Source organism: Bacillus sp. ES1-5, from assembly GCF_022487605.1.
GTDB lineage: Bacteria > Bacillota > Bacilli > Bacillales > Bacillaceae_G > Bacillus_A > Bacillus_A wiedmannii.
This window is the reverse complement of sequence record NZ_JAKVPU010000001.1, coordinates 422847-449143: the sequence shown is the minus strand read 5'-3', so window position 1 is coordinate 449143 and position 26297 is coordinate 422847. Positions and strand designations below refer to the sequence as shown.

Sequence of the window (26297 nt, the reverse complement as noted above, 5' to 3'; positions counted from 1 at the left end):
GTACAGAATCTGTTTTAAAATTAAGTTATGACAGAATTATAGCAATTGTCTAACTAATATTCATTTCTTTTAAGAAGCAATGTTTGTAGTAGAAACTCGCACGCTGTCGAAACTCAATATTCGATAAGGGGTGTGTAGCGGAATGGAATTTACTCTAACTCGCGAAAAACAAATGATTAAAGAAATGGTACGTGACTTTGCTGAAAAGGAAATCGCACCGAAAGCTGTGTATTATGACAAAACTGGGGAATTTCCATATGAAACATTTCAAAAAATGGGCGAACTAGGATTATTAGGCATCCCATTCCCTGAAGAGTATGGAGGTTCAGGTGGCGATACTGTATCGTACGCGTTAGCAGTTGAAGAAATTGGTCGTGCTTGTGGTGGGACAGGATTAAGTTATGCTGCAACAATTTCATTAGGTGCTTCTCCAATTTATTATTTCGGTACAGAAGAACAAAAACAGAAATATTTAGTTCCAATGGCGTCAGGTAAAACATTAGGTGCTTTCGGTTTAACTGAGCCGAACGCTGGATCTGATGCAGGCGGCACACAAACGAAAGCTGTATTAGATGGGGACGAGTATGTTATTAGTGGTGAAAAGTGTTGGATTACAAATGCAGAGTATGCAAATACAATTATTGTAACCGCTATCAACGGTGTTGAAGATAATGGTAGAAAACGTATTTCGGCATTTATCGTACCGACTACAAGTGAAGGATTAACGATCTCAAGTCCTTACGATAAGATGGGTGTTCGTGCTTCTAATACATGTGAAATCGTACTTGATGGTGTACGTGTACCGAAAGAAAATATTCTTGGTGATGTAAATAAAGGATTTAAACAATTCTTATATACACTTGATGGAGGACGTATTTCAATCGCAGCATTAGCAGTAGGTATTGCACAATCTGCATTTGAACGTGCGCTGCAATATGCGAAAGAACGTCAACAATTTGGAAAGTCAATCTCTAATTTCCAAGCGATTCAATTTAAATTAGCTGATATGGCGACTGAAGTAGAACTTGCACGTAATTTAGTACATAAAGCGGCTTGGTTAAAAGATAATGATAAACCTTTCGGTAAAGAAGCGGCCATGGCAAAGTTATTTGCATCTGAAGCTGCTAGTCGTATTGCAAATCAATCGGTACAAATTCACGGTGGATACGGCTATATGCGTGAATATGAAGTGGAACGACATATTCGTGATGCAAAACTATTAGAAATTGGTGAAGGAACTTCTGAAATTCAACGTCTCGTAATTGCAAGACATTTAGGATGTAGATAAAAAGGAGGAATCACTATGTTTCAAAAAATATTAATTGCTAATCGCGGGGAAATCGCAGTTCGTATTATGAAAACTTGTCAAAAACTTGGCATTCGTACTGTTGCTATTTATTCTGAGGCTGATGAAAATGCCCTACATGTAAAAATGGCAAATGAAGCTTACTTAGTAGGTGGACCGCGTGTCCAAGAAAGCTATTTAAACCTTGAAAAAATTATTGAAATAGCTAAGAAGACAAATGCTGAAGCAATCCATCCGGGATATGGATTATTATCAGAGAATCCATCTTTTCCGGTTCGCTGTAGAGAAGAAGGAATTGTATTTATCGGTCCATCTGAAGAAATTATTACGAAGATGGGAAGTAAAATCGAATCTCGTATTGCAATGCAAGCTGCAGATGTCCCAGTAGTTCCAGGTATTACTACAAATATTGAAACTGCTGAAGAAGCAATTGAAATTGCAAAACAAATTGGTTATCCATTAATGCTGAAGGCATCCGCAGGCGGCGGAGGCATTGGAATGCAGTTGATGGAAACTGAGCAAACGCTCACCAAAGCATTTGAAAGTAACAAAACAAGAGCACAAAACTTCTTTGGTAACGGAGAAATGTATTTGGAGCGCTATATTGCAGATGCACACCATATTGAAATTCAGCTTTTAGCAGATACACATGGTAATACAGTGTATTTATGGGAGCGTGAATGTTCAGTGCAGCGCCGAAATCAAAAAGTAATTGAAGAAGCACCTTCACCATTTTTAGATGAAGGTACGCGAAAAGCGATGGGGGAAGTTGCTGTACAAGCTGCCAAAGCTCTAGGCTATACAAATGCAGGTACAGTTGAATTTCTTGTAGATGATCAGAAGAACTTTTATTTCTTAGAGATGAATACGAGATTACAAGTAGAGCATCCAGTTACAGAAGAAATTACTGGTTTAGATCTTGTAGAACAACAACTTCTAATTGCATACGGTGAGAAACTATCATTTACACAAGATGATATAAAACGTAGTGGTCATGCCATTGAGGCACGTATTTATGCAGAGGATCCGAAAACTTTCTTCCCATCACCTGGGAAAATTACAGATTTAACGCTTCCATCAAATGTACGTATTGATCACTTTTTGGAGAATCAAGTAACGATTACACCTTTCTACGATCCAATGATTGCGAAAGTCATTGCTCATGGTGAAACTCGTGAAGAAGCCATTTCAAAATTACATGATGCTTTAGAAGAATTAAAAGTAGAAGGTATTAAAACGAACACGCCAATGCTACTTCAAGTATTGGAAGACGATGTGTTTAAAAGTGGTATTTATACAACGGGTTTTGTAACTAAACAACTCGTTAAAAAATAAGATTTAACAATATTAAGGGGGAAAAAATGATGACGAAGGTATATGCATCGATGGCAGGAAATGTATGGAAGATTGTTGTAGGAGTAGGAGATACAGTAGAGGAAGAGCAGGATGTCGTCATTTTGGAATCTATGAAAATGGAAATTCCAATCATTTCAGAAGAAGCTGGCACAGTTATGAAAATTAATGTGCAAGAAGGCGATTTTGTAAATGAAGGAGATGTATTACTAGAAATTGAATAGGGAGATATAGGGGGAAGCGAATTGAAACTACCTAATTTTGCTGTCATTAAAGAAGTCGGGCCACGTGATGGCTTACAAAATGAAAAAAAGATTGTTGGCACAAAAGATAAAGTAAAATGGATTCAACTACTTACAGAGGCGGGATTATCGTACGTTGAAGTTTCCTCATTCGTTCACCCTAAATGGGTCCCTGCATTAGCAGATGCAAATGATGTGTTTTCTGAGCTGAAAAGGGATCCAAATGTTACATATGCAGCGCTTGTTCCAAATCAAAATGGTTTGGAACGAGCTTTTTTGCAAAATGTAGATGAGGTGAATGTTTTTTTATCAGCAAGTGAATCTCATAATAAAAGTAATATTAATAAATCAATTAAAGAAGCATTAGTTGTAATTGAAGATATAACAAAACAGGCAATATTCGAAGGAAAAAAGGTAAGAGGCTATGTTTCTACTGTATTTGGATGTCCTTATGAAGGAGATATAAGTGCCACAGCAGTTGACGAATTATGTAATCAACTATTTTCATACGGCATTTATGAAGTATCTCTTGGTGACACGATTGGTGTAGCAAATCCACTACAAGTCGAGCGAGTATTAGAGCATTTATTAAAGAAATATGATGCTTCGCAGTTTGCAATGCACTTCCATAATACGTATGGAATGGCTCTGGCGAATGTAGTTAAGTCATTAGAATATGGTATTACAACATTTGATAGTTCTTGTGGTGGTCTCGGTGGATGTCCATATGCACCAGGAGCATCAGGCAATGTTGCAACCGATGACTTAGTTCATATGCTCCATAAGTTAGGGGTCCAAACGAATATTGATGAAGAGAAGTTATTGAAAGCGAGTCAATTCATTCAAAGTAAATTAAATATCCAATTACCGAGTCATGTGTATAGAGCGCTTCAACATAAAACGATAAGTAGGTGAGAAGATGCTACAATTACAAAATATTTTAGTTAATTATGTAACACCTCACGTTGTAAAGATTTCGTTATATCGTGAAAGACAAGCAAACTCATTATCTTTAGCGTTATTAGAAGAGTTACAAAATATATTAACTCAAATAAGTGAAGAGTCCAATACTCGTGTAGTTATTTTAACAGGTGCTGGTGAAAAAGCGTTTTGTGCTGGTGCTGATTTAAAAGAACGTGCTGGTATGAATGAGGAACAAGTTCGCCATGCTGTTAGTATGATTCGTACTACTATGGAGATGGTTGAACAATTACCACAGCCAGTTATTGCTGCTATAAATGGAATCGCCCTTGGTGGCGGTACGGAATTAAGTTTAGCTTGTGATTTTAGAATTGCGGCTGAATCTGCAAGTCTTGGTCTTACTGAAACTACACTTGCAATTATACCAGGAGCAGGTGGTACGCAGCGTTTACCAAGATTAATTGGTGTTGGTAGAGCGAAAGAATTAATTTATACAGGCAGACGTATTTCAGCGCAAGAAGCAAAAGAATATGGTTTAGTAGAATTTGTTGTACCAGCTCATTTACTTGAAGAGAAAGCGATTGAAATAGCAGAGAAAATTGCTAGTAATGGCCCTATTGCTGTTCGATTAGCAAAAGAAGCAATTTCAAACGGTATTCAAGTTGATTTACATACCGGATTACAAATGGAAAAACAAGCGTATGAAGGTGTAATCCATACGGAAGATAGATTAGAAGGATTACAAGCATTCAAGGAAAAACGCACACCAATGTATAAGGGGGAGTAAATATGTTAGACCAAAAACAACAATCGAATACATTTGAAGAACGAGTTGAAACGATTAAACAAGGCGGCGCACCAAAGTATCATGAACAAAACAAAGCAAAAGGAAAACTATTCGTTCGAGATCGCTTAGCTCTTTTATTTGATAATGGTGAATATGTAGAAGATGCATTATTTGCAAATTGTGAACAAACAGGATTACCTGCTGATGGTGTTATAACGGCAACAGGTAAAATACATGGTCGTACTGCATGTGTAATGGCAAATGATTCAACGGTAAAGGCTGGATCATGGGGCGCACGTACAGTTGAAAAGATTTTACGTATTCAAGAAACGGCAGAAAAATTACGTGTTCCGTTATTTTATTTAGTTGACTCTGCTGGAGCGCGTATTACAGATCAAGTAGAAATGTTCCCAGGGCGCCGCGGTGCAGGAAGAATCTTCTATAATCAAGTGAAATTATCAGGTAAAGTTCCTCAAGTATGCTTATTATTTGGACCTTCGGCAGCTGGTGGCGCATATATTCCAGCCTTTTGTGACATTGTTATGATGGTAGAAGGAAATGCATCTATGTACTTAGGTTCTCCTCGTATGGCGGAGATGGTTATCGGCGAGAAGGTAACTTTAGAGGAGATGGGCGGAGCTCGTATGCATTGCTCTGTATCAGGATGCGGAGATGTTTTATGTAAAACAGAAGAAGATGCGATTACACAAGCAAGACAATACATTTCATATTTTCCAAACAACTACTTAGAGAAGACTCCATTGGTTACACCTCAAGAACCGAAACAATTCGAAAAAACGTTAGAACAAATCATTCCAGAAAATCAAAATGCTCCTTTCAATATGAAAGATCTCATTAATAGAGTTATTGATAAAGGTTCTTTCTATGAAGTGAAAAAATTATTTGCTCAAGAACTAATTACAGGCTTAGCACGTATTGATGGTAAGCCAGTTGGTATTATTGCAAATCAACCGCGTATGAAAGGCGGCGTATTATTCCACGATTCAGCTGATAAAGCAGCGAAGTTTATTAATTTATGTGATGCATATCATATTCCATTGTTATTCCTTGCAGATGTACCTGGATTTATGATTGGTACAAAAGTAGAGCGTGCTGGTATTATTCGTCATGGTGCAAAGATGATTTCTGCAATGAGTGAAGCAACTGTACCGAAAATTTCTATCGTTGTTCGTAAAGCATACGGTGCTGGTTTATATGCAATGGCAGGTCCAGCCTTTGAACCAGATTGCTGCCTAGCATTACCGACAGCTTCTATTGCAGTAATGGGTCCAGAAGCGGCAGTCAATGCTGTATATGCAAATAAGATTGCAGCTTTACCAGAAGAAGAACGTGATAGCTTCATTGCTGAAAAACGCGAAGAGTATAAGAAAGATATTGACATTTACCATTTGGCATCAGAGATGGTCATTGATGGTATTGTTCATCCAAACAATTTAAGAGAAGAGTTAAAAGGACGCTTCGAAATGTATATGAGTAAATATCAAGTATTTACAGATCGTAAACATCCTGTTTATCCAGTTTAAAAGCCCTATTTAGGGCTTTCTTGCTCAAAAAGTCAAGGAGGGGAAAACATTGAAACAAGCAGTTTGGTTTCCAACAGAAGAATATAAAGAAAAAACGCGTTTATATGGTTGGATGAAATCATTGGGATATGAAGATTATGAAACGTTTTATAATAAATCTATTGAAGAAACAGATTGGTTTTGGGGAGAAGCTGAGAAAGCGGTTGGCTATCAATGGATGAAGCCTTATACAGAAGTGCTAGATTTAGAAAATGGTACGCCGTTTGCACAGTGGTATAATGGCGGAACATGTAACGTTGTAGAATCAGTTTTATCACGCTGGCTTGCAGATGATGAAACAAGAACGCAACCAGCACTACAGTACGAGGGAGAAAATGGAACTTCAAAATCATTTACATATGAAGAGCTTGACAACTGGGTAAGTCGCGTTGCAAACGGTTTGAAACATGCGGGTATTGAAAAAGGTGACCGTGTAACAATTTATATGCCGATGATTCCAGAAACAGTTGTTGCAATGTTAGCTGTTATGAAAATCGGAGCAATTATTTCACCAATATTCTCAGGATTTGCGTCTGATGCAGTCATGACTCGTGTACAAGCGGCAGGATCAAAAATGATCATTACTGCAGATGGTTTTTCACGCCGAGGTAAAGTTGTTTCATTAAAAGACGAAGTAGATAAAGCTTGCGAAAATTGTCCAACTGTTGAAAAAGTTGTTATTGTTCGTCATGCAGGAAATGATTTTACACCACATAATTATGATTTCCCATGGAGTGCGTTAGAAAAAGAAAAACCATTTACACATGCTGAAGAGATGAATAGTGATGATCCGTTAATGCTCATTTATACATCAGGTACAACTGGGAAACCGAAAGGAACAGTACATACACATGCTGGTTTCCCTCTGAAATCTGCATTTGATGCAGGATTTGGAATGAACATCAAACAAGGTGACCGCGTATTATGGGTAACTGATATGGGCTGGATGATGGGACCGTTTTTATTATTCGGCTCTCTCATTAATGGAGCAACGATGGTTATGTACGAAGGTGTTCCGGATTTCCCAGAAGCAGATCGTTTATGGGAGACCGTTGATAAATATGAAATTACACATCTCGGTATATCACCAACATTAATTCGTGCGTTAATGGCAAAGGGTGATGAGTATGTAAATAAACATTCGCTCAAGAGTTTAGAAGTATTCGCATCAACAGGTGAACCGTGGAATCCAGATCCTTGGATGTGGCTATTTGAAACAGTTGGGAAAAATAATGTACCAATTTGTAACTATTCAGGCGGAACTGAAATTTCTGGTGGGATTTTCGGAAACGTCCTTATTAAACCGATTGCACCGATTAGTTTTAACGCATCTTTACCAGGAATGGCAGCGATTGTACTCGATGATCAAGGCAATCCAATTCGTGATGAAGTTGGAGAATTATGTTTAGAGAAACCTTGGGTTGGTATGACGAAAAGTTTCTGGGAAGACGATGAGCGTTATGTGAACACGTATTGGTCACGTTTTGAAAATAAATGGGTTCATGGTGACTGGGTGATTTATGATGGTGAGCAATATATTATTACAGGACGCTCAGACGATACGTTAAACATTGCTGGAAAACGAATTGGACCTGCAGAATATGAATCTATTCTTGTGAAGCATAATGATGTCATAGAAGCTGCCGCGATTGGTGTACCTGATGATGTAAAAGGTGAAGTTTGTCATTGTTTTGTAGTATTAAGGGACAATGTAACATTCACAGGAGAGTTAAAGAAAGAATTAATGAGTTTAGTAAACTCTCATATCGGAAAAGCATTGTGTCCAAAGGATATTCACGTTGTAGAAGATTTACCAAAAACACGTAATTCTAAAGTAATGCGACGCGTCATTAAAGCTGCTTACTTAGGAAAAGAATTAGGGGATTTATCATCGCTTGTAAATCCTGAAGTAGTTCCGTTTATTCAGGGGTTACAGTCTAGTAAATTATAAAATGAGGAATGAGCTCTATGTAAATAGAGCTCATTTTTAATGTTTATAAAAGAAACGAGGAAAGAAGTAAAATTGAAGTAACAAAATTTTACTATTAGTGTTAAGTATGTCTGTTTTATAGTTTTTATCAAAATACGATATTGTGTCATGTTTATTCATTGGAGTAATTAAATTTTGTTAAGGATGAAATTTAGTGAAGCGAAAAGTAATGAATAAAAAGAGAAATCCCCGGGGGACAGGTATTCACTAAGAGAGATGATATCATCGTAAATTTTCAGGGGATTGTAATAGTGGATATGTCAAAAATGTGTACAGATTTCCTATTAAAGTGATTTTTAATAGAAAAAGGGAAGAAATTAAGTTCACTCGTTCTTAAGATCTTTCCCCTTAACATGTACTATTTGTTCGTTGTTCTATATACGTTTTAATGTGGTAAATCTTCAACATGTAAAGATTGAGTACTGTCCTTTTTGTTTAAAGTATGTGCCTGCTGAGATGCTTCTTGCATTTGCTCTTGGGCCTTACTAGGAGTATTCAACGCATCTGATGACACATGTTCAAGTTGTTGACTTAATAGATCTTTTTTATCCATGTTATGTAGCTCCTTTTTTAACTTAGATATAAAACGAAGTGTTTTTAAGTAGTTACGTGGGTATTATGTATCTTTGAATGGAATTATATACATAAAATATATTGAGAATATAACTAATTATAAAAATTACTTGTGATGACAAGTTTAAGAAATATAAAGATTATTAGTTCTTAATAAAAACGTTATTTTAGTAGGGTGTTACGAAAACTCATTTGAAAGTAACATCCTAATGATAAAAAAGAGCACTGCAAATCAGTGCTCATCTTATCAGAAATTGTTTAGCTCTTAAAAATAAAATCATTACGGACAATTCACAATGGTAATAATGACGCTAGCCATTGTTCCAGGAGAATCAAGAAGTGAAGCAGTAACGGTTACTGTTCCAGGCCCATTAGCGGCTAGAAATACAGCGGTAAAGTTACCTGAAGCATTGGTAATGACAGCAAGAGGAACCATGAAAGCAAGAGAGGGGTTACTAAATGAAAAACTGACCACTACCCCTGGAGTAGGACTACCGTTTACTAATACTTGACCCGAAAAAAATAACGTATTATTTCCTTGAGTGGATACACATGCTGTGGTTTCGTTAGAAGTCAAGGTAATAGATGCAGGCCCAGCAGGAAGATTAAATCCAGTAGGTCCAGTAGATCCGGTTGGCCCAGTAGGTCCAGTAGGTCCAGTAGATCCGGTTGGCCCAGTAGGTCCAGTAGGTCCGGTTGACCCAGCAGGTCCGGTTGATCCAGTAGATCCGGTTGACCCAGCAGGTCCGGTTGATCCAGTAGGTCCGGTTGGCCCAGTAGGTCCAGTTGATCCAGTAGCTCCTGTAGAACCGGTGGGACCGGTAGGGAATTGGAAGGGTTGAACAGGTGGAAGTGTAGGTCCAATAGAACCCGGATTAAGTGCAGCAAAAGATAAAAACTCGTCCATTATTTATCACCTCTATAAATCGTATTACTAATAGTAAATGTAATGATAGAGCAAAGTGAAATGGACAAGTGGTTGTATTTTAACAAATTAAATAAAATAGTTATATGATAGAAAGAGAGATTAGTATGATTCCTTTAGAAATTAAATATAAAAAGGCGATTATCTTCAAATCGCCTTTTGGGTAATGCAGTGTAATTTTATTCAGTTATTTGAAATATAGTTTCATTCGGTTTAGAAAATCCATACAGTTTCCTTGCGAATTTTAAAATTTCTTCTTCACTACTTGTTAAAGCCTTAACGTCATCCTTAAGGGAATGACTATCCTTCTTTACAGAAGATAACTTTTGTTGCTCCGTATTAAGCATGATTTGTTTTTCTTTAATCATTTCTTGTTGGTTATTCAAAGAATATTGAAGGACAAAAATTATAGGTAATATAAAAGCCAATGTAGTTATAATACGGCGTCTTGTTTTTTTATATTACCTTGTTGGGTATTAAGGTTCACTTGCTGTGAGAGTATATTAGAATTTGATTGGTGTGATGATACTTTTGGGATGATTCCCATTAAAATGCCTCCATTACTGATTGTAGAATTTAAAACGTTTAAAAGTATTATAAATGTTCAATAGAGATTTTAGAAGATATTTTAATATAGGTGAGTTTTGTAAAGTTTAAATAAAACCTTTATTTAAATAAAAGAAACCCTGATTGTCTGTGGGGCCCCTGAAGACAATGAAAGTACGCGACTAATTAAAGATTCCATGAATTTTTTGGTGAAAATACTGGTAAATTCGCTGAATTAATGAGAGCATATAAAGCTTTATACGTATGTGAAGTAATTAAAAATCGACTTATAAGAGTCAGCTTGTTTTTTCTTAATACTTCACCCAATCAGTAAATATATACCTGTTGAAATCTTTACGTGTTCATTGACAAAAAGCTGACTATATTCAGTCAGCTTTTTGTGTAATACATTCTAGTATTTATCGGTTCCAAAAGACATATTGTTTCCTTTAAGTTGACATTGAAAACATTACCAATTTTTCCTTTTACAATGGCAACAAATAAAGAAACATTTACAACGACACTTATTTCGTTTAGAACTCCAATCATCATCACAATGACGCTTTTCTTTAGATTTCCACCAATCATCATTACAATGCTTTTCCTTAGAACTCCAATCATCATTACAATGAGATTTTTCTTTAGATTTCCACCAGTCATCACAACAATGATTTTTCTGAGAACTCCAGCAATCATTTTTCCAGGACATCCTTTTCTACCTCCTTTCAATAGGATTCATATTATTCTATGTTTTAATAAAAAAATGGCTTGTTTATTAACCTACTATTTTACCTTTATATAATAGAGTGCTTTCTACTTGATATAGAGTTCATACAAACTATGCTAATTTTCAAGAGATAGTAGAGAGAACTATTATTTATGATATTGTTCAATAAACACTTGTTGAAGAAAACGTTTTGATTATAAATAATATCTTATTTTGGAGTACGCTTTTCTGAATGTATATTTCACAATAGCGAAGGAAAAACATACTATATTAGCGCAAAAAAAGTCTATGTATATGTGAAGCGATGGGAAATCTGGTGCATCTTTAAGGGGCGACTTATTTAAAAGAAAAAAGATTTGTTTTAGAAAGTGGTGTCTAAATATTAAATGAGGTAGGACTAAATCCAAGGCCTCTCATCAAACAAGCTTTTAATTAGGCGAGGTATGTTTTTATAGTTAATAATGAAAGAAAAGTTTAGTACAATCGTTTGTTTTTTTCTTTCTATGTGTTTGCCTCGTACCCTTTTAAGTTAGTGGACATACTTTACTAATAGAAAGGATTAGGGGGTGAGGTATTGGGTTCTCGATTTAATAATTGTAAAAAGAAGTGTACATGTAAACAGGATGATTGTTGGGAAGTATTCGAAGAGTGTAAAAAAGAACAGCATGAGAAATGTGATAATTCTTGTGTACAAGGAATTAGAGATGAACTTAAGAAATTAATTAATCGAACAGTTCAAATTAACACAGAGGGACGTACTTATGTAGGTACTGTTGCGTCTGTAAGTTGTGATGTAGTTAAGCTGGCAGCTATTCCTGGATCGGTTGGAGTAATTATTTCCATTTGCAAAATTGAAGCAATTTTCCCACCGGTTACAACGATTACTGCTGACTTTGATTTTAATGGTATTGATGTAGCAAACAAAGCATAATTATGCTTCTTTTTTGTAAAGCCATTCAAATGAATGGCTTTATTTTAATTTCATATAACAGGAGAATATATTCTTTATATAGAAATAAGTTTGAGGTTATAAAGTATGATGTACGAAAGGAGCATGGAAGTGATTAAACTAGAAACCTTTAAAAAATCTGATTTTAAACAATTAATAAATTGGATTAATTTCGAAGAATTTCTAATACAATGGTCGGGAAATGCATTTACATATCCTTTAAATGAACAGCAATTAGAAAAATATATAGAAAGCTCAAATACTCTAGCATTCAAAGTAATAGATGAAGAGACTAAAGAAGTAATTGGTCATATCTCACTTGGACAAATTGACAATATAAATAAATCTGCAAGGATTGGAAAAGTGCTAGTTGGTGATACGAAAATGCGAGGGCGTTCTATAGGGAAACATATGATGAAAGCAGTACTACAAATTGCATTTGAAGAATTAAAACTACATAGAGTAACTCTAGGTGTTTATGATTTTAATACATCGGCCATTGCATGTTATGAAAAAATAGGATTTGTAAAAGAAGGTTTATTAAGAGAGTCAAAAAAAGTAGGAGATACATACTGGAATTTATGGGAAATGAGTATGTTAGAATATGAATGGAGCGATAAAAAATAATAGTTTTCTATAATTATGTTATGTTAATTAAAAGGGGTATGGTGGGAAATTATGAATAAAAAAATGAAAATCATTACAGTTGCAGCTGTTTCAGGAGGGGGTAAAACTACTGTTACAGAAAGATTAAGTCAAAAGTTAACAAATTCAAAAGCATTGTATTTTGATAGCTATAACTTTGATAACGGCCCTGCTGATATTTGTAAATGGATTGATGATGGAGCAAATTATGATGAATGGGTACTTACACCGCTAATTAATGATATTCAGCGTTCTATACAAGATAGTAGTTTTGATTATATTATTGTAGATTATCCTTTTGCATACTTAAATAGTGAAATGCGAGAAGTTATTGATGTAACTATATTTATCGATACGCCTTTAGATATAGCGATGGCTAGAAGAATTTTACGAGATTTTAAGGAAGATACAATAGATGAAATACATAATGATTTGAAACATTACATGACATTTGCGAGAAAAGCTTATTTAGAGGCAATCCATACTGTTAAGCCGAATTCGGATATTATATTGGATGGCTCTTTATCTGTAAGTGAAATAATTAATCATGCTGTAGAGGAACTTGGTCGAAGAGAATTGATTGTCAATGGTTAAATGTATAGAAGAATATGTACAAGTTGACGATTTTAAAATGTATACGAAAAAGTTCCAAGGAAAGAAGCTGCAGCCAGTTATTATAATGGAGGCAGGTTATGGCGATTATTCAAAGACATGGGATCATATCGCTGAAGAGTTGACGGAATATGGGACGGTACTTACATATGATCGAGCGGGCTTAGGAAAAAGTGGGAAGAGTTCCAAGCGACGTATTAGTTCTGAAATGGTAAAAGATTTAAGAAGTTGCTTAGCGCAACTACGATTGAAACCACCTTATATTTTTGTAGGACATTCTTTTGGCGGTATAAATGCACGTTTATTTGCGACTGCTTATCCCAAAGATATGTTGGGAATAGTTTTGGTTGATTCGACACCGGAAAATTATAAAGAAGATTTTCTACCAATCATGTCCCCAGAATTTCAAGAAGCTTACTATAAACAATTTGTATATGAAAGTTCTTATGAAGAGTTTATGTTTAGTCTAGGCGAAGCAGGTAAACATTGTCAGTCAACTAGAAATATTCCACTTGTCGTGTTAGCTGCTAGTAAAAAAGCTTTTTATTCGCAAGCTGCACAACTGAAGTGGTTACAGTTGCAAGAAGAATTGTTACGATTATCAAGCAATAATAAATTTGTAATTGCAGAACAAAGCGGTCACTATATTCAAAAAGATGAGCCACATTATGTAATAGAGGCTGTTAGGTGGATAATTGGAGTAGGGGAGAGATAAATATGTACACTTTATTTCGATACAATTGGCAGGTAAGAGATGATTGGTTTAAGTGGTGTGAGCAACTTTCAGAGGAAGAATTACTCCGCAAACGTGTTGGTGGTGTTGGGAGTATTTTAGAAACATTGTTTCATATTGTAGATGTTGAATATAGCTGGATTAGTGCGCTTCAAGGAAAAGAAGATAATGCACCGCAGTTTAAAGAGTATCAGTCAATCCAGAAAGTGAAAGCGTTATCTAATTTATATAAACGAGAATTAGAAATTTTTTTGCAGTTGTGGTCATCTAGCCTAGAATGTAAGATATTAAAAGCTTCGTGGACAGATAAAACATATACATACGGTGAAGTTTTAAGACATGTAATTGTGCATGAAATTCACCATATCGGTCAGCTATCTATATGGGCGAGAGAATTAAATCTTCAGCCTGTTTCAGCGAATTTAATTGGAAGAGGACTATAGATTTAGAAACCGGCGTGCACTGTAAATGCAAGCCGGTTTTTATATAAAAGAAGATTTCCTAGTTGAAATCCTCGGATTTTTTCTGACGTATATGTAAAAACATTAAAATTGTAATGATGAAGAAAATCAACAATGTTTGTATGATCAAATTTTTAAATTGAAGCAAAACTGTCCAAGATGTAACAGCATCTTTAAAGGCTTGGATTGCAGAGTACGAGGAAGGATCAAAACCATACTGTAGTAACTTTTTTGTTTCAATAAAAGTACTGTTTTCATCATCGGCCTCTAATATTACTGAAATAAGTCTAGTATCTCCTCGCTTTGCTGTACTGACAAAACTATAATTACCATTAGTTGAAAAACTAGTTTGCAAGCCGTCAACACCTTGGAGTTTAATGTTTTTATTAAGGGAATAAATCATTTTATTAGTGTTGAAAACTTTGGAATCTTTGAAGGTAAATTGGTAAGAGGTTAGCTTCGTAATATTCAATACATCTGGAAAGTCTGTTACTAATTGTGTTGCTAGTTTAGCTACGTCTATTGTTGTTGTAGTTGATTGTTTATTCGTATCGTTATTCATTCCAGTAGCATTTAGAAACGGGGATGATTGTGATAGCTTTAATTGTTTTGCTTTTTCATTCATTAAAAGTGTAAAGTTATCTTCGTTTCCAGCAATGTGTTCTGCAAGGGCAAGTGCGGAACGATTATTCCCTGTCAAAAACAATGCATGAAGTAAATCTCGAACCGTCGTTTTATCTTTCGAAGTTACTTGTATAGGACTCGTTTCTGCTCGGAAAACTTCGTTACTTATTTTTACTAACTCATCTAACTGTATTTTCCCTTCATTCAGTTGTTCCATTGCGATATACTCTGTCATTAATTTAGATAAAGTAGCTGATTGTATAGGAATTTCTTCATTTTTTTTATAAATAACTTCACCTGAATTAGCATCTATTAAAATAGCTGATTTAGCTTGAATAATTGGACCGTTTACATAAAGGTAAAAATATAAAACGATAAGTGCTGTGATAACAAAAGATAATAATAAAATTGCGAACTTTTTCAAGAATTGCATAAGCGATCCTCCTACTATGACATCAATAATAATATTGTAAAAAGGAATGCTTAATTAGGAAGAAAGAAAAGGTAAAGAATTTCTAAAGAATTATAAAATATTATTAAATTTTGGGTTTTAATGGAAAAAAGGTCCAATTTCTTATAGGGTAAGAAATTGGACCTGACATTAAGTGGTATTAACATTTATATGGTTGTAGTTTTACAGTGAAAGTTGTTTTTTTATCATCACTATATACTTCAATTGTTCCTTTATGCAATTCGACAATACTTTTTGCAATTGCCAATCCGAGTCCAGATCCACCAGTGTTCGTAGAGCGAGATTTTTCAACGCGATAAAAACGTTCAAAAATATGAGGTAAATCCGTACTAGGAATAGGTTGGCCGTAATTTGTTATATCTATATTAATCATATTATTGCTTTCATAGGCAGCAAGGTCGATATATCCACCATCGTTTCCATAAGCGATAGCATTTATAATAAGATTTTCAAACACTCGCACTAATTTGTCTCCATCAGCTAATACCATGAGTTTTTGAGATGGGAAAGAAGGTCGACATTCTATATTTGCTTCTTGAACTTGTATGCGGAATTGAACAGTTAATTGTCCAAGTAGCTCTACAATATCAATGGGGACAGAATATAAACTTAATTCTTTATTTTGAACACGTGTATATTCAAACAAGTCATTCATTAATGCATTAAGACGGGTTACTTTATCGTAAATGACTTGTATATAATAGCGTAATTCCACTTCATCTCTATAATTATCATGGTGGATTAAATTCACGTATCCAACTATAGAGGTAAGAGGAGTACGTAAATCATGTGATACATTTGTAATAAGTTCACTTTTTGCTTGTTCTGCCTGTCTCTCTTCATCAATTGAGACTTTCAATTGTTCAACAATTTGATTAACCCCGGTCGCTAACTCTTCTAGATAATTATGATTTACGATAGAAACTTTATGATTGAAGTTTCCATTTGCAATATAACGAATCTCTTCTATCATTTTTTTTATACAAGTTTCATAATAAATCTTTCTTTCATGACGATAAAAAATGTATAGGTAGGATGAGAAAATAGAAAATAAAAATAAATAAGAGACAATCATCATCCATAGAGATTCCTTTATTCCTTTATATTTTTCATAACCAAAAATTCTAATGAATTCTTTTCCGAGTTCGCTTAACGTAAGTGAACTTTCAATTACACTTGTAACAAGACGATATATAATTAATTCAGTTATAGGGGTAAGTATGATAGCTAACGAGAACCAAAAAATTAACTTCCATTTAGGGATATCTTTTAATATATCAAATGCTTCATTTCTCAATTTTATAGCCTACTCCCCAAACAGTATGAATAAACTTCTCTCCATTCATTACTGTTTCAAGTTTATCCCGTAAATTACTAATGTGAACCATTACAGTTTTATTTGAACCATAACCATCTTCATTCCAAACACGTTCAAAAATTTCTTCGGAGCTAAATACTCTTCCAGTATTACTCGCAAGTAAATATAAAATATCAAATTCAATAGATGTAAGTTTAATATATTCTCCATTTACTTTAACAGTATGATTATGTTTGTGTATTTCAGCAGAACGAATATGAAGAATACCATCTTCATTCTTTTGAGAAGTAGTATTTTGGAAAGATGATCTTCGTAGCAAAGCTTTCACTCTAGCTACTAATTCTAATGGATTGAATGGTTTAATCATATAATCATCTGCGCCTGTCATAAGACCTAATATTTTATCCATATCTTCTGCTTTTGCACTCAGCATAAGAATAGGTACAGTGTTATTCTCACGAACTTCCTGGCAAACTTCTAATCCATTTCGTTTTGGCATCATAATATCCAAAATCAAAAGGTCAACTTCATATGTAGAAATCATTTGCAATGCCTCGTCGCCATCGTATGCTTTATAAATGTTATAGCCTTCATTTCGCAAATAAACAGCAAGTAATTCAACAATTTCTTTATCATCATCAATAATTAATATGTTTTTATTCATTATGTAGTTCCTTTCCTAACAAATCATTAACATTACTATAATATCAAACATTTATGTATTTTGTAGCAATGATTTGCCATAAAATTTCATGTAACGTATAAAAAGGGATTAAAACATTCATAACGAATACAAAGAAGAAAGATATTTAAATAATGTATTATACTGAAAGTGAAGAATAAGGGGGGACTTGCTATGGTATATAAAGAGATTTATTCATTTACTCCAACTGGAAAAATTGAAAATGATATAAAAGCTTTTCTATTAAAATACAATAAAGAACTTACATATAAACATTCAATTCGGGTGGCAAATGAAGCTCGAAAAATTGCGATTAAGTATCATGAAAATGGGGAAAAGGCAGCGATTGCAGCATATTTACATGATATTAGTTTAATCTTTCCGAATGAAGAGCGGATTGCAGTTGCTGAACAATTTAGAATAGAGATATTACAAGAAGAACGAGAATTCCCGATGATTATTCATCAAAAACTGTCGAGAATAATTGCAAAAGAGATATTTAGAGTGGAAGATGAAGAAATTTTAAATGCAATTAATTGTCATACTACACTACGTAAACATGCAACGAAGATGGATTTAGTGTTATTTGTTGCTGATAAAATAGAATGGGATCATAATGGGACACCACCTTATTTAGTAGAAGTAAAAAAAGGATTAGAAAAATCTTTAGAACATGCTGTTTTTGCATATATTTCATATTTGTGGGATAGAAAAGACACTTTGAAAGTTATACATCCGTGGCTAGAAGAAGCATATTGGCAGTTAAAAGAAATTGTAGAGTAGAAAGGGTATAAGAATGCAATTAAAAGAATATATGAATCAAACATTTCCTGGGGTTACATTAGTACCACATATATACTTTCAGTGGGAAAATCATTTTCATTTTGGGGAAGGGAAATATCAAAATGTAGAAGGTACCGACGATTTAAATATGGAATATTTCTCTCAACTTTATACATATAATAAACACTTATTTGAAGATATATTTTCAAAAGAAGATGAAGTATTTTTAGTTACAAATGTTTATCGATTTAAAAAGGAAAACGTGAAAAATTCGCAGAAAATAAATGTATATAATCGATTTATTAAAAAGAGGGATCTAAAGTTCCAAATAAGACAAGAAACATTACCTTTTCTATTTGAAGATGAAGAAGCTAATTTATATTGTACATATCAATTTTCATTAAAGTGTTTTGCTAGCGATATAAAGTATAAACCGCTTATTCAAGCTGCGAATCATGAAGATTTTCCAGGTCTTAATCCTCGTTTTGGATGTAAGGAAGAGATTTCTTATCCAGATGTATTTCTCATAAATGCAACGAAAGATATTATCATGTTTATTTACGATGATAGAGGATGTGAAGTAATTGCGAAGAATAAAGAAACAATACGAAATATATATGAGAAATATAAAGAGTGGATTCCAGATTATGAACGAGAAAGTATAGATAACTTATTTACATGACAACAATGGGGGAAGTGAAGCGTGTAATGAAACGTATTGCAATCGTATCCGCATGGGAACCAGAACTGACGTATTTGCATCAAGTTTATCCAAGTGAACGCATTGAAAAAAGAGCAGCTTGGGAATTTCATTTTCATTATATTAATAATATGGAAGTTATCTCCGTAATAACTGGAGTTGGGAAAGTAAGTTGTGCAAGTTGTGTACAATTATTAATTAGTGAGTTTCAGCCAGATGAGTTGTTTATGACAGGGATATGCGGAAGTTTATCAAATAAGGTGAAAAATGGTCATATTGTAGTAGCGCTTAATGCAATACAACATGACGTTACTGCTGCTGGTTCGGGAGAAGATGTTTTTAATTTATATAATGGTAGAACAGCACCTATTGAAACAACGAAGTCAATTGTAAGAAGAATAAAAAAGATACGATCTTATGATCCGATTCATTTCGGTACATTTTTATCTGGAGATCAACGTATCCGTAGTTCAGAAATGAGATATTTACTCCATACTGTATATGGAGCTTTAGCGGTTGATCAAGAGGTGGCAGCTTTCGCTTATGTATGCCAAATCAATAAAAAGCCTTTTCTATGTTTAAAAGCTGCTTCAGATCAAGCGAATGATAAAACGAAAGAGGAACAAAAAATCTTTAAAATGTTGGCATGTGAACGAGCGTGCGAGCATTTAATTGCTTTTTTACGTGTGTATGAGATTAATGTAGTAAATAATAGATAGTAAGAGGGGTTAATATTGGAAAGTACAAATAAAATAGCTATTCTGGGTGCAAACGGAAAAGCCGGGAAATTCCTTGTAAACGAAGCATTAAAAAAGGGATATCAAGTAAAAATATTAACGAGAAATTCTAATAATATGACGATAACTAATGAAAATTTAGAGACTATTATTGGGGATGCACGTGATTTTTCTTCAATACGTGAATTACTTAAAGGTTGTCGAGCTGTAATTAATGCGGTAGGTCAACCGAAAAATGAATCTTATATTTTTAGCACAGTAACGAAGCATATTTTAGAAGCAATGAAGGAGTTTGAAATAAAACGATATATTCTGATTTCTGGAGGTTCTTTAAATGTTACAGGAGATCAGAAGGGAATTGTAAATAAAATAGGAGCTACCTTGTTTAAAGCATTTTTATCAATGATGATGCAAGATAAATATAAAGAATTGCAAACTATTCAAGGTAGTGATGTAGATTGGACAATTGTTAGATTACCATTTGTTATGGAAGGGAAGAGCATTGGAAATATAAAAAAGAGTTTAGTTGATATGCCAGGAATCAAAATACAAAATGGGGATATTGCACCGTTTATTATAAAACAAATTAACAGTGAGAAATATGTAGGGAAGTGCCCGTTTATTTCAAATTAAATGGTTTAATTAAAAGTTAAAGAATGATGGGTAGATTGGAACTAGTACATTTTACGTATTTGAATGCTAAGTTTAACACGAGTAAGTGGGGGAGAATTTTATATGATTCAATACATAAGATGCAGTGAAGTAAGTATAGATTTAGTGTATGAAGCTTTTAAAGATGGATTTTCAGATTACATTATTAAAATGGAAGTTTCAAAAGAAGATTTTATAAAAAGGTTTTTGGGACCAGAAGGGAATTCACTAAAACATTCCTTTCTTGCTTTAGACGGTAACAAATCTGTTGGTGTAATACTTGGCGGAATAAAGGATTATGAAAACATAAAAACAATGCGTTGTGGAACATTAGCGGTTCATTCTAATTACCGCGGTATTGGTGTGAGTCAAAAATTATTTGAACTGCATAAAGAAGAGGCGCTTCAAAATGAGTGTAAGCAACTTTTTCTTGAAGTCATTGTAGGCAATGACCGAGCGATTCATTTTTATACGAAATTAGGCTATGAAAAAGTGTACGATCTATCTTATTATAATTTAAAAGATATGACTAAAATAATAAATAAAGATTGTAAGGGAATTGAAGTAAAACAATTAGAATTTCCAACTTTTAAAGTTGAAATTCAGAAATGGTTACACTTCCATATAAATTGGCAAAATGATATGGATTATATCGAAAAAACAAATAATACATTTTACGGTGCATATGTCGATAATGATTTAAAGGGTTCAATATGTATGAATGAACAAGGTAAAATTAGTTTTATTTTCGTAGACAAAGACTATAGAAATCGTAGTATTGGATCAAAATTATTACAAGTAGCAAGAGAAAACTTAAATGTATTAAGTTTATCAATTGGGTTTCCAAACAACAATTTAGTGGAAGGGTTTTTAAAGAAAACTGGATTTGAAAAGAATTCATTAGCACAATATGAAATGTATGTATTGTTATAAAAAGCGAAAGGAGTCATTCTTTCGCTTTTTATTTTTGTGCTATATTGATATTTTACTTTGTATAATATTCTTTTTTTATGTAAAATAGATAGGATGGGAGGGGATGAAATGAATAATGGTTTAAAGTTTAAGATTTTTGAATTGCATTGTTTCGTTCAAAAGACTTATTCTGATATTAAAATAGCATGTGATATTGCTATTTATCAAGAAAATACTTCTAAATATTTAATTTCATTAGGGTTTTTAAATAAGTCATATATGACTTATATAGAAGCAAAAAGATTTTACCGTGAAAATGAAGAACTTATAAGTGTAGAATTTGATAATTTCTTTGATACATATGATAAATTAGAACAAGAATTAAAAAAAGTTATTTCAACTGAAGATAAGAATCCTTCATTGCTACATAACAGGCTTGATCAGTTTCAGCAAAAAGTTGAAAATATAAATGACCTAATAAAAGTATTGCAAAACGCTCGTTAAAGAATACTTTTTCTTTTTCATATAGAAAGTATGCATTAAAACATATTAGGGATATGACATATTGAAGAGGTGACTTTTGTTGATGACAAAAGTCATCTTTTTATAATACAGTTTTGCGTAATGTGCTTTTTATTTTTGATAGGAATACATTTAAGCAGTTTCATATTTTAGGAAATTATACGAGGAAAATAAAATGAAGAATAAAAAAGAAATAGCTATAGTTGCATTAACAACAGGGTTAGTTTTAACAAGTGTAACACCATATGGAATAGCTTATGCAGAAGAAACGGGGCAAATGCAAGTTGATATTCAAGAGGGTTCGTTCCGTACAGGTGAACTTACACAACCATCTCAAAAGACGCCAGAGAATATAGTGAAAGATGCACTTAAGGACAAGACCGAGCATGCTTTGTCTCCAAAACAAGTTAGTGGAGACAAAGGAGTAGATTACAACGTTGTTCAAAAACGTAGTTCTTATGATGGAACTACACTTGTGCGTATGCAACAAATATATGAAGGTAAAGAAGTATATGGACACCAATTGACTGCTCATGTAGATAAAAAGGGTATTATTAAAAGTATTTCAGGAGAAAGTGCACAAAATTTAACACAAAAAGATTTAAAGAATGCTAGTAATTTATCAAAAGAAGAAGCAAAACAACATATTTATACGAAGTACGGGAACGATATTAAATTTATTTCTGAGCCAGAAGTTAAGGAAGTTATTTTTGTAAATGAAAATAATGGACAGGCTAGCAATGCATATCAAGTTACATTTACTGCTGCAACACCAAACTATGTATCTGGAACTTATTTAGTGAATGCTCATAATGGTGATATGTTGAAAAATATGGTGCAAGAGTCAAGCTTAAAAGTAAGTGAAGAGCAAGTGGAATCTTTAAAGGAAACTAAAAAAAGCAATTCCATATCATTAACCGGAACTGGTAAAGATGATTTAGGGATAACTCGCACATTTGGTATTTCTGAACAAAGTAATGGGAAATATGCGCTTGCAGATTACACAAGAGGGCAAGGAATTGAGACATATGATGTGAATTATAGAGATATTAGTTTTGAAGGAAAATATTATCCTGGTATATTAGCAACTAGCACTTCAACAACATTTAATGATCCAAAGGCGGTAAGTGCTCATTTTTTAGCAACAAAGGTATATGATTTTTATAAAGATAAATATAAGCGTAATAGTTTTGATAATAAGGGGAACAAAGTAGTATCAGTTGTACATGCATGGGATTCTGGAGAAACAGATGATCCTAAAAATTGGGGTAATGCATTTAGTGCTAATGTTAACAATGTTAGTATGCTTATATATGGTGATTCAATGGTTAGAGCGTTTGACATAGCGGGCCATGAATTTACGCATGCGGTTACATCTAGCGAATCTAATCTTGAATTTTTCGGAGAATCTGGAGCAATTAACGAGGCGTTATCTGATATTATGGGAACGGCTATTGAGAAATATATAAATAATGGAGAATTTAATTGGACAATAGGAGAACAAAGCGGATCAGTTCTTCGTAATATGGAAAATCCATCTTCAATCAATTTTTTTGATGGAGTACCGTATCCAGATGATTATAGCAAATACAGTGATTTAAACGGAGAAGATAATGAGGGCGTCCATTTCAACTCAAGTATTATTAATAAAGTCGCGTATTTAATTGCACAAGGTGGCACTCATAACGGTGTAACTGTAAATGGTATTGGTGAAGATAAAATGTTTGATATTTTCTATTATGCAAATACTGATGAGTTGAACATGACTTCTAATTTCTCTGAATTAAGATTAGCGTGTCTTAAAGTTGCAACAAACAAATATGGAGCGAACTCAATTGAGGTAGAAGCGGTCCAAAAAGCTTTTGATGCAGCAAAAATTAAAGGAACAGCGAAAGAAAACCAAGTCCCTGAATTAACTGTACCGCTTACAATTACACTGCGTGTTGGTGATACGTTTGACCCGATGAGTAATGTAAAAGCTCTTGATAATGAAGATGGTGATTTAACAAATAAAGTAAAACATAAAGGAGATGTAAATACTTCTAAACTAGGTACATACATTGTGGACTACTCGGTCGTTGACTCTCAAGGGGGGAAAGCAACGGCTACACAGACTGTAATTGTAGAGGAAAATAGAGAAACATTAGATTTAAAACCTACATTAACAGCGCCTGTTGGAGCGACAATTCATGTAGGAGATTCATTTGATCCAATGGAAAAAGTATTAGCTATTGATAAAGAAGACGGTGATCTTACTTCTAAAGTAAAACTTAATGGTGAAGTAGATACCTCTAAAGCCGGTACTTACGTATTAACGTACATAGTTACAGATTCTAAAGGTCATGAAGTAACTGTGAAACAAACTGTAATGGTCAAAGTTAGAGATGAAGTTAAAAATGAAATACCAATACTAAAAGTACCTGCTACAACTACAATTACTGAGGGAGATCAATTCGATCCAATGGTAGGAGTATCAGCTACTGATAAGGAGAACGGTGACCTTACTTCTAAAGTAGTTTATGAAGGAGATGTAGATACCTCTAAAGCTGGTACTTTTGAAATAATATATAGTGTCACAGATTCTGTAAGTAATGAGGTACATGCAATACAAAAAGTATTGGTGAAGGATAAAGACACTAGCAAAGCTAAAGGTATTATTAATAACAGTAATAACGGTAATATCCCGAACAGCATTAATTCTGATAAAAAAGAATCTACATATAAAGAGCTGCCCAACACGGGTGCAAGTGAAACGAACAGTACAGCAATGGGCATAGGGATGATTATTGTCGGTACAGTACTCACTTTGGTTCGCAAATTTAGAAAGATATAAAAATAATAGTAGGGATTATTTCTCACACAATAATTATTAGATAAATTTTTTACTTAATAAGATTTTAGTATTTAAGTAGTGTATTTTGCTTCTATAAAAATTTGTGCTTGGACGCTATTTTGCCTACAGAACTACATTACATATAAAGCACGTTACTATTCTCATTCAAATAAAAGAATAGTAACGTGTTTTTTTGATTTAAAAATAGCCTGAATTTAAAAGGTCATGGATGTGAAGGTAATTCTAATCTGCCATTGATAAGTTACTAAAAACACTTTGTTTTAATGAAAGTTTAACTTTATATGACAACATGAGATTTTCGGTATTTACCAGGTGTTTCGTTAGTGAATTTTTTAAAAATTTTAGTAAAATAACTTTGATCACTAAAGTTGAGCGAAGCACATATGTCTGATAAGGGATAGGTTGTGAAAGTTAATAATTTTTTTGCTTCTTCAATTCGTTCACGTTGAATGTACTCAATTAATGAAATACCGACTTCTTTTTTGAATAATATAGATAAATAATCTGAATTTACGTTTGCAAATTTAGCAAGTTGTTTAACAGATATTTGATTGTAAATATTTTCAAAAATATAGTTTTTGCAAATAGCGATAGTCTTTGAGTATTTCTGTACTTTTTGTGCTTTTACACGGTCTGCAAAAGTACAGAAAACATTTCTTAATAAATCCCAAACAGATTCTGTGTCTTTTAAATCCTCTGTCTTTTGAATGTGTAGATCGTAAATCTTGTAAGCAATCCCGGAAGGAAGTCCTCCTTTTATAGCATATCTAGTAGCAAGTGTGATGGATGAAATACAAATGTTTTTATGACGTCTTAATTGATGGAATGAAGATAAGGATGAAAGAGTCTCTTGTTGGAATTCGTAATAATATTTGAGTACGCTTTCTTTATCCCCGTTTTCTATAGCTCCAAGTAGTTGCTGCTCTATATACAAATTATGACAGATAGATTCGTTTTTTTGCATTGAAATATATACATCCTCGTTTAAGATATTGCTATGACTTACATGAAATGAGCCACTGTTATTTGAAAAGGTACTTACATCTGAATTTTTTTTATAGAGAATGTTATAGAACAATATTGCTATATTTACAAAGAAATTTTGATCTTTGACTGACAATGAAAAATAATGGTCTCTTGTTCTTTTATAATTCGAAATACAATTAAGGTTACTATCCGTTTTACTTGTAGAAAAATTCACATGTGTCAAGGGCCCAATAATAACAGTACCGTTCAATATATAATCGCTCTTTATGTGAATTAAAATGAAGTGCCCTAAATATTGGTGAGTTCTGAAGATAGGCGAATTAAATGAATCATTTTTTTGAAAAAACACATGTAACTGTTCTATTTTTGATTTATAGAACGAATGTGAATCATCTTTTGATGTAAATTCTAAAAGAATATTTTTGTTGCAATCTAAAAAACAAACTGGAATTTCGAAAGATTGGAAAAACACATTACAAATGTACTCTATCTCAACTAGACTGAGCTTTTTATTCATATTATTCCTCCTTACAGTTTTGCGTAATAGTTGAATGTTTATATATTCCTTTTTTTCATAAGTAGAAACGGAAAAAATTTATCTATAAAAATTATAAACTTCTAAGAATAATACCATAATTTAACATGGTTAGCACATATTATTTGAATATACAGGTAATAGTTTTAGGGAGTAACGTAAAATAT

Annotated in this window: 27 protein-coding genes and 2 pseudogenes; 21 read left to right on the top strand and 8 right to left on the bottom strand. The window is 33.4% G+C overall.

All coding sequences use genetic code 11. The features are described from left to right. The first annotated feature begins 142 nt into the window (after positions 1–142). Genes MKO96_RS02460 through MKO96_RS02430 form a run of 7 tightly spaced genes read left to right on the top strand, consistent with a single transcriptional unit; the run spans position 143 to position 8143 of the window. A complete protein-coding gene (locus MKO96_RS02460; protein ID WP_076537766.1) occupies positions 143–1288 on the top strand; it encodes an acyl-CoA dehydrogenase in 1146 nt (381 codons plus the stop codon). A 15-nt stretch (positions 1289–1303) separates the two neighbouring features. After that, on the top strand, positions 1304–2641 hold the full coding sequence (locus MKO96_RS02455) for an acetyl-CoA carboxylase biotin carboxylase subunit (protein ID WP_087980475.1): 1338 nt from the start codon (positions 1304–1306) through the stop codon (positions 2639–2641). A 26-nt stretch (positions 2642–2667) separates the two neighbouring features. Continuing rightward, positions 2668–2883 carry an acetyl-CoA carboxylase biotin carboxyl carrier protein subunit gene (locus MKO96_RS02450; protein WP_001987345.1) on the top strand — a complete coding sequence of 72 codons (216 nt, stop codon included), beginning with the start codon at positions 2668–2670 and terminating at the stop codon, positions 2881–2883. 21 nt (positions 2884–2904) lie between these two features. Continuing rightward, entirely contained in the window at positions 2905–3816 is a 912-nt protein-coding gene (mvaB, locus tag MKO96_RS02445) for a hydroxymethylglutaryl-CoA lyase (protein ID WP_046955915.1), read from the top strand. Between the two features lie 4 nt (positions 3817–3820). Next, on the top strand, positions 3821–4609 hold the full coding sequence (locus MKO96_RS02440) for an enoyl-CoA hydratase (protein WP_240586546.1): 789 nt from the start codon (positions 3821–3823) through the stop codon (positions 4607–4609). A 2-nt stretch (positions 4610–4611) separates the two neighbouring features. Continuing rightward, positions 4612–6153: an acyl-CoA carboxylase subunit beta gene (locus MKO96_RS02435; RefSeq protein WP_240586545.1), complete on the top strand. Its 1542-nt coding sequence runs from the start codon at positions 4612–4614 to the stop codon at positions 6151–6153. A gap of 49 nt (positions 6154–6202) precedes the next feature. Next, on the top strand, positions 6203–8143 hold the full coding sequence (locus MKO96_RS02430) for an AMP-binding protein (protein WP_240586544.1): 1941 nt from the start codon (positions 6203–6205) through the stop codon (positions 8141–8143). Between the two features lie 424 nt (positions 8144–8567). On the opposite strand, the gene MKO96_RS02425 is transcribed toward MKO96_RS02430, so the two are convergent. Beyond that, positions 8568–8735 carry a hypothetical protein gene (locus MKO96_RS02425; RefSeq protein ID WP_176373337.1) on the bottom strand — a complete coding sequence of 56 codons (168 nt, stop codon included), beginning with the start codon at positions 8733–8735 and terminating at the stop codon, positions 8568–8570. 316 nt (positions 8736–9051) lie between these two features. On the opposite strand from MKO96_RS02425, the gene MKO96_RS02420 reads away from it, so the two are divergent. Then, positions 9052–9267, top strand: coding sequence for a hypothetical protein (locus MKO96_RS02420; RefSeq protein WP_240514096.1), 216 nt, complete (start codon positions 9052–9054; stop codon positions 9265–9267). Positions 9268–9312: 45 nt separating this feature from the next. Next, positions 9313–9597, top strand: a complete 285-nt coding sequence (locus MKO96_RS02415) for a hypothetical protein (protein ID WP_240586543.1) — start codon at positions 9313–9315, stop codon at positions 9595–9597. A gap of 8 nt (positions 9598–9605) precedes the next feature. Here the strand turns inward: MKO96_RS02415 and MKO96_RS02410 are convergent. The 3 genes and pseudogenes from MKO96_RS02410 to MKO96_RS02400 form a co-directional block, all read right to left on the bottom strand. After that, positions 9606–9662, bottom strand: a pseudogene (locus MKO96_RS02410) (exosporium leader peptide-containing protein); the annotation flags it as partial. A gap of 197 nt (positions 9663–9859) precedes the next feature. Next, positions 9860–10227, bottom strand: a pseudogene (locus MKO96_RS02405) (FtsB family cell division protein). A 389-nt stretch (positions 10228–10616) separates the two neighbouring features. Continuing rightward, on the bottom strand, positions 10617–10922 hold the full coding sequence (locus MKO96_RS02400; RefSeq protein WP_087980479.1) for a hypothetical protein: 306 nt from the start codon (positions 10920–10922) through the stop codon (positions 10617–10619). A 605-nt stretch (positions 10923–11527) separates the two neighbouring features. Here MKO96_RS02400 and MKO96_RS02395 point away from each other — a divergent pair. The 5 genes from MKO96_RS02395 to MKO96_RS02375 all read left to right on the top strand — a co-directional run bounded on the left by MKO96_RS02395 (position 11528) and on the right by MKO96_RS02375 (position 14335). Continuing rightward, the gene (locus MKO96_RS02395; RefSeq protein ID WP_046955923.1) at positions 11528–11884 is read left to right on the top strand and encodes a hypothetical protein; all 357 of its coding nucleotides are present in this window, start codon (positions 11528–11530) and stop codon (positions 11882–11884) included. A gap of 105 nt (positions 11885–11989) precedes the next feature. Continuing rightward, a complete protein-coding gene (locus MKO96_RS02390; RefSeq protein ID WP_140386758.1) occupies positions 11990–12529 on the top strand; it encodes a GNAT family N-acetyltransferase in 540 nt (179 codons plus the stop codon). A 51-nt stretch (positions 12530–12580) separates the two neighbouring features. Continuing rightward, positions 12581–13141 (top strand): nucleoside/nucleotide kinase family protein, encoded by a 561-nt coding sequence (locus tag MKO96_RS02385; protein WP_240586542.1) that lies wholly within the window; start codon positions 12581–12583, stop codon positions 13139–13141. Further along, entirely contained in the window at positions 13134–13874 is a 741-nt protein-coding gene (locus MKO96_RS02380; protein WP_087980481.1) for an alpha/beta fold hydrolase, read from the top strand. The genes MKO96_RS02385 and MKO96_RS02380 overlap by 8 nt, the downstream gene beginning before the upstream one ends. A gap of 2 nt (positions 13875–13876) precedes the next feature. Next, positions 13877–14335, top strand: a complete 459-nt coding sequence (locus MKO96_RS02375) for a DinB family protein (RefSeq protein WP_087980482.1) — start codon at positions 13877–13879, stop codon at positions 14333–14335. Between the two features lie 58 nt (positions 14336–14393). Here MKO96_RS02375 and MKO96_RS02370 read toward each other — a convergent pair whose 3' ends face one another. The 3 genes from MKO96_RS02370 to MKO96_RS02360 all read right to left on the bottom strand — a co-directional run bounded on the left by MKO96_RS02370 (position 14394) and on the right by MKO96_RS02360 (position 17431). Further along, positions 14394–15410: a D-alanyl-D-alanine carboxypeptidase family protein gene (locus tag MKO96_RS02370; protein ID WP_087980483.1), complete on the bottom strand. Its 1017-nt coding sequence runs from the start codon at positions 15408–15410 to the stop codon at positions 14394–14396. Between the two features lie 178 nt (positions 15411–15588). Beyond that, the gene (locus MKO96_RS02365) at positions 15589–16746 is read right to left on the bottom strand and encodes a sensor histidine kinase (RefSeq protein ID WP_087980484.1); all 1158 of its coding nucleotides are present in this window, start codon (positions 16744–16746) and stop codon (positions 15589–15591) included. Then, on the bottom strand, positions 16736–17431 hold the full coding sequence (locus MKO96_RS02360; RefSeq protein ID WP_063224878.1) for a response regulator transcription factor: 696 nt from the start codon (positions 17429–17431) through the stop codon (positions 16736–16738). Before MKO96_RS02360 ends, MKO96_RS02365 begins: the two co-directional genes overlap by 11 nt. Before the next feature lie 192 nt (positions 17432–17623). On the opposite strand from MKO96_RS02360, the gene yqeK reads away from it, so the two are divergent. The 7 genes from yqeK to MKO96_RS02325 all read left to right on the top strand — a co-directional run bounded on the left by yqeK (position 17624) and on the right by MKO96_RS02325 (position 24587). Further along, positions 17624–18232 carry a bis(5'-nucleosyl)-tetraphosphatase (symmetrical) YqeK gene (gene yqeK, locus MKO96_RS02355; protein ID WP_240586541.1) on the top strand — a complete coding sequence of 203 codons (609 nt, stop codon included), beginning with the start codon at positions 17624–17626 and terminating at the stop codon, positions 18230–18232. 13 nt (positions 18233–18245) lie between these two features. Then, positions 18246–18914 (top strand): DUF3885 domain-containing protein, encoded by a 669-nt coding sequence (locus MKO96_RS02350; RefSeq protein ID WP_240586540.1) that lies wholly within the window; start codon positions 18246–18248, stop codon positions 18912–18914. After that, positions 18911–19651 carry a phosphorylase family protein gene (locus MKO96_RS02345; protein WP_240586539.1) on the top strand — a complete coding sequence of 247 codons (741 nt, stop codon included), beginning with the start codon at positions 18911–18913 and terminating at the stop codon, positions 19649–19651. Before MKO96_RS02350 ends, MKO96_RS02345 begins: the two co-directional genes overlap by 4 nt. 15 nt (positions 19652–19666) lie before the next feature. Then, positions 19667–20302, top strand: a complete 636-nt coding sequence (locus tag MKO96_RS02340) for an SDR family oxidoreductase (RefSeq protein ID WP_240586538.1) — start codon at positions 19667–19669, stop codon at positions 20300–20302. 102 nt (positions 20303–20404) lie between these two features. Further along, complete coding sequence (locus MKO96_RS02335; protein WP_240586537.1) at positions 20405–21253, top strand: GNAT family N-acetyltransferase; 849 nt, start codon at positions 20405–20407, stop codon at positions 21251–21253. A 108-nt stretch (positions 21254–21361) separates the two neighbouring features. Then, positions 21362–21736 carry a hypothetical protein gene (locus tag MKO96_RS02330; RefSeq protein ID WP_001059012.1) on the top strand — a complete coding sequence of 125 codons (375 nt, stop codon included), beginning with the start codon at positions 21362–21364 and terminating at the stop codon, positions 21734–21736. 193 nt (positions 21737–21929) lie between these two features. Then, the gene (locus tag MKO96_RS02325) at positions 21930–24587 is read left to right on the top strand and encodes a M4 family metallopeptidase (protein ID WP_240586536.1); all 2658 of its coding nucleotides are present in this window, start codon (positions 21930–21932) and stop codon (positions 24585–24587) included. Between the two features lie 298 nt (positions 24588–24885). Here the strand turns inward: MKO96_RS02325 and MKO96_RS02320 are convergent, their stop codons facing one another. Then, the gene (locus MKO96_RS02320) at positions 24886–26112 is read right to left on the bottom strand and encodes an AraC family transcriptional regulator (protein ID WP_240586535.1); all 1227 of its coding nucleotides are present in this window, start codon (positions 26110–26112) and stop codon (positions 24886–24888) included. Positions 26113–26297 lie beyond the last annotated feature (185 nt).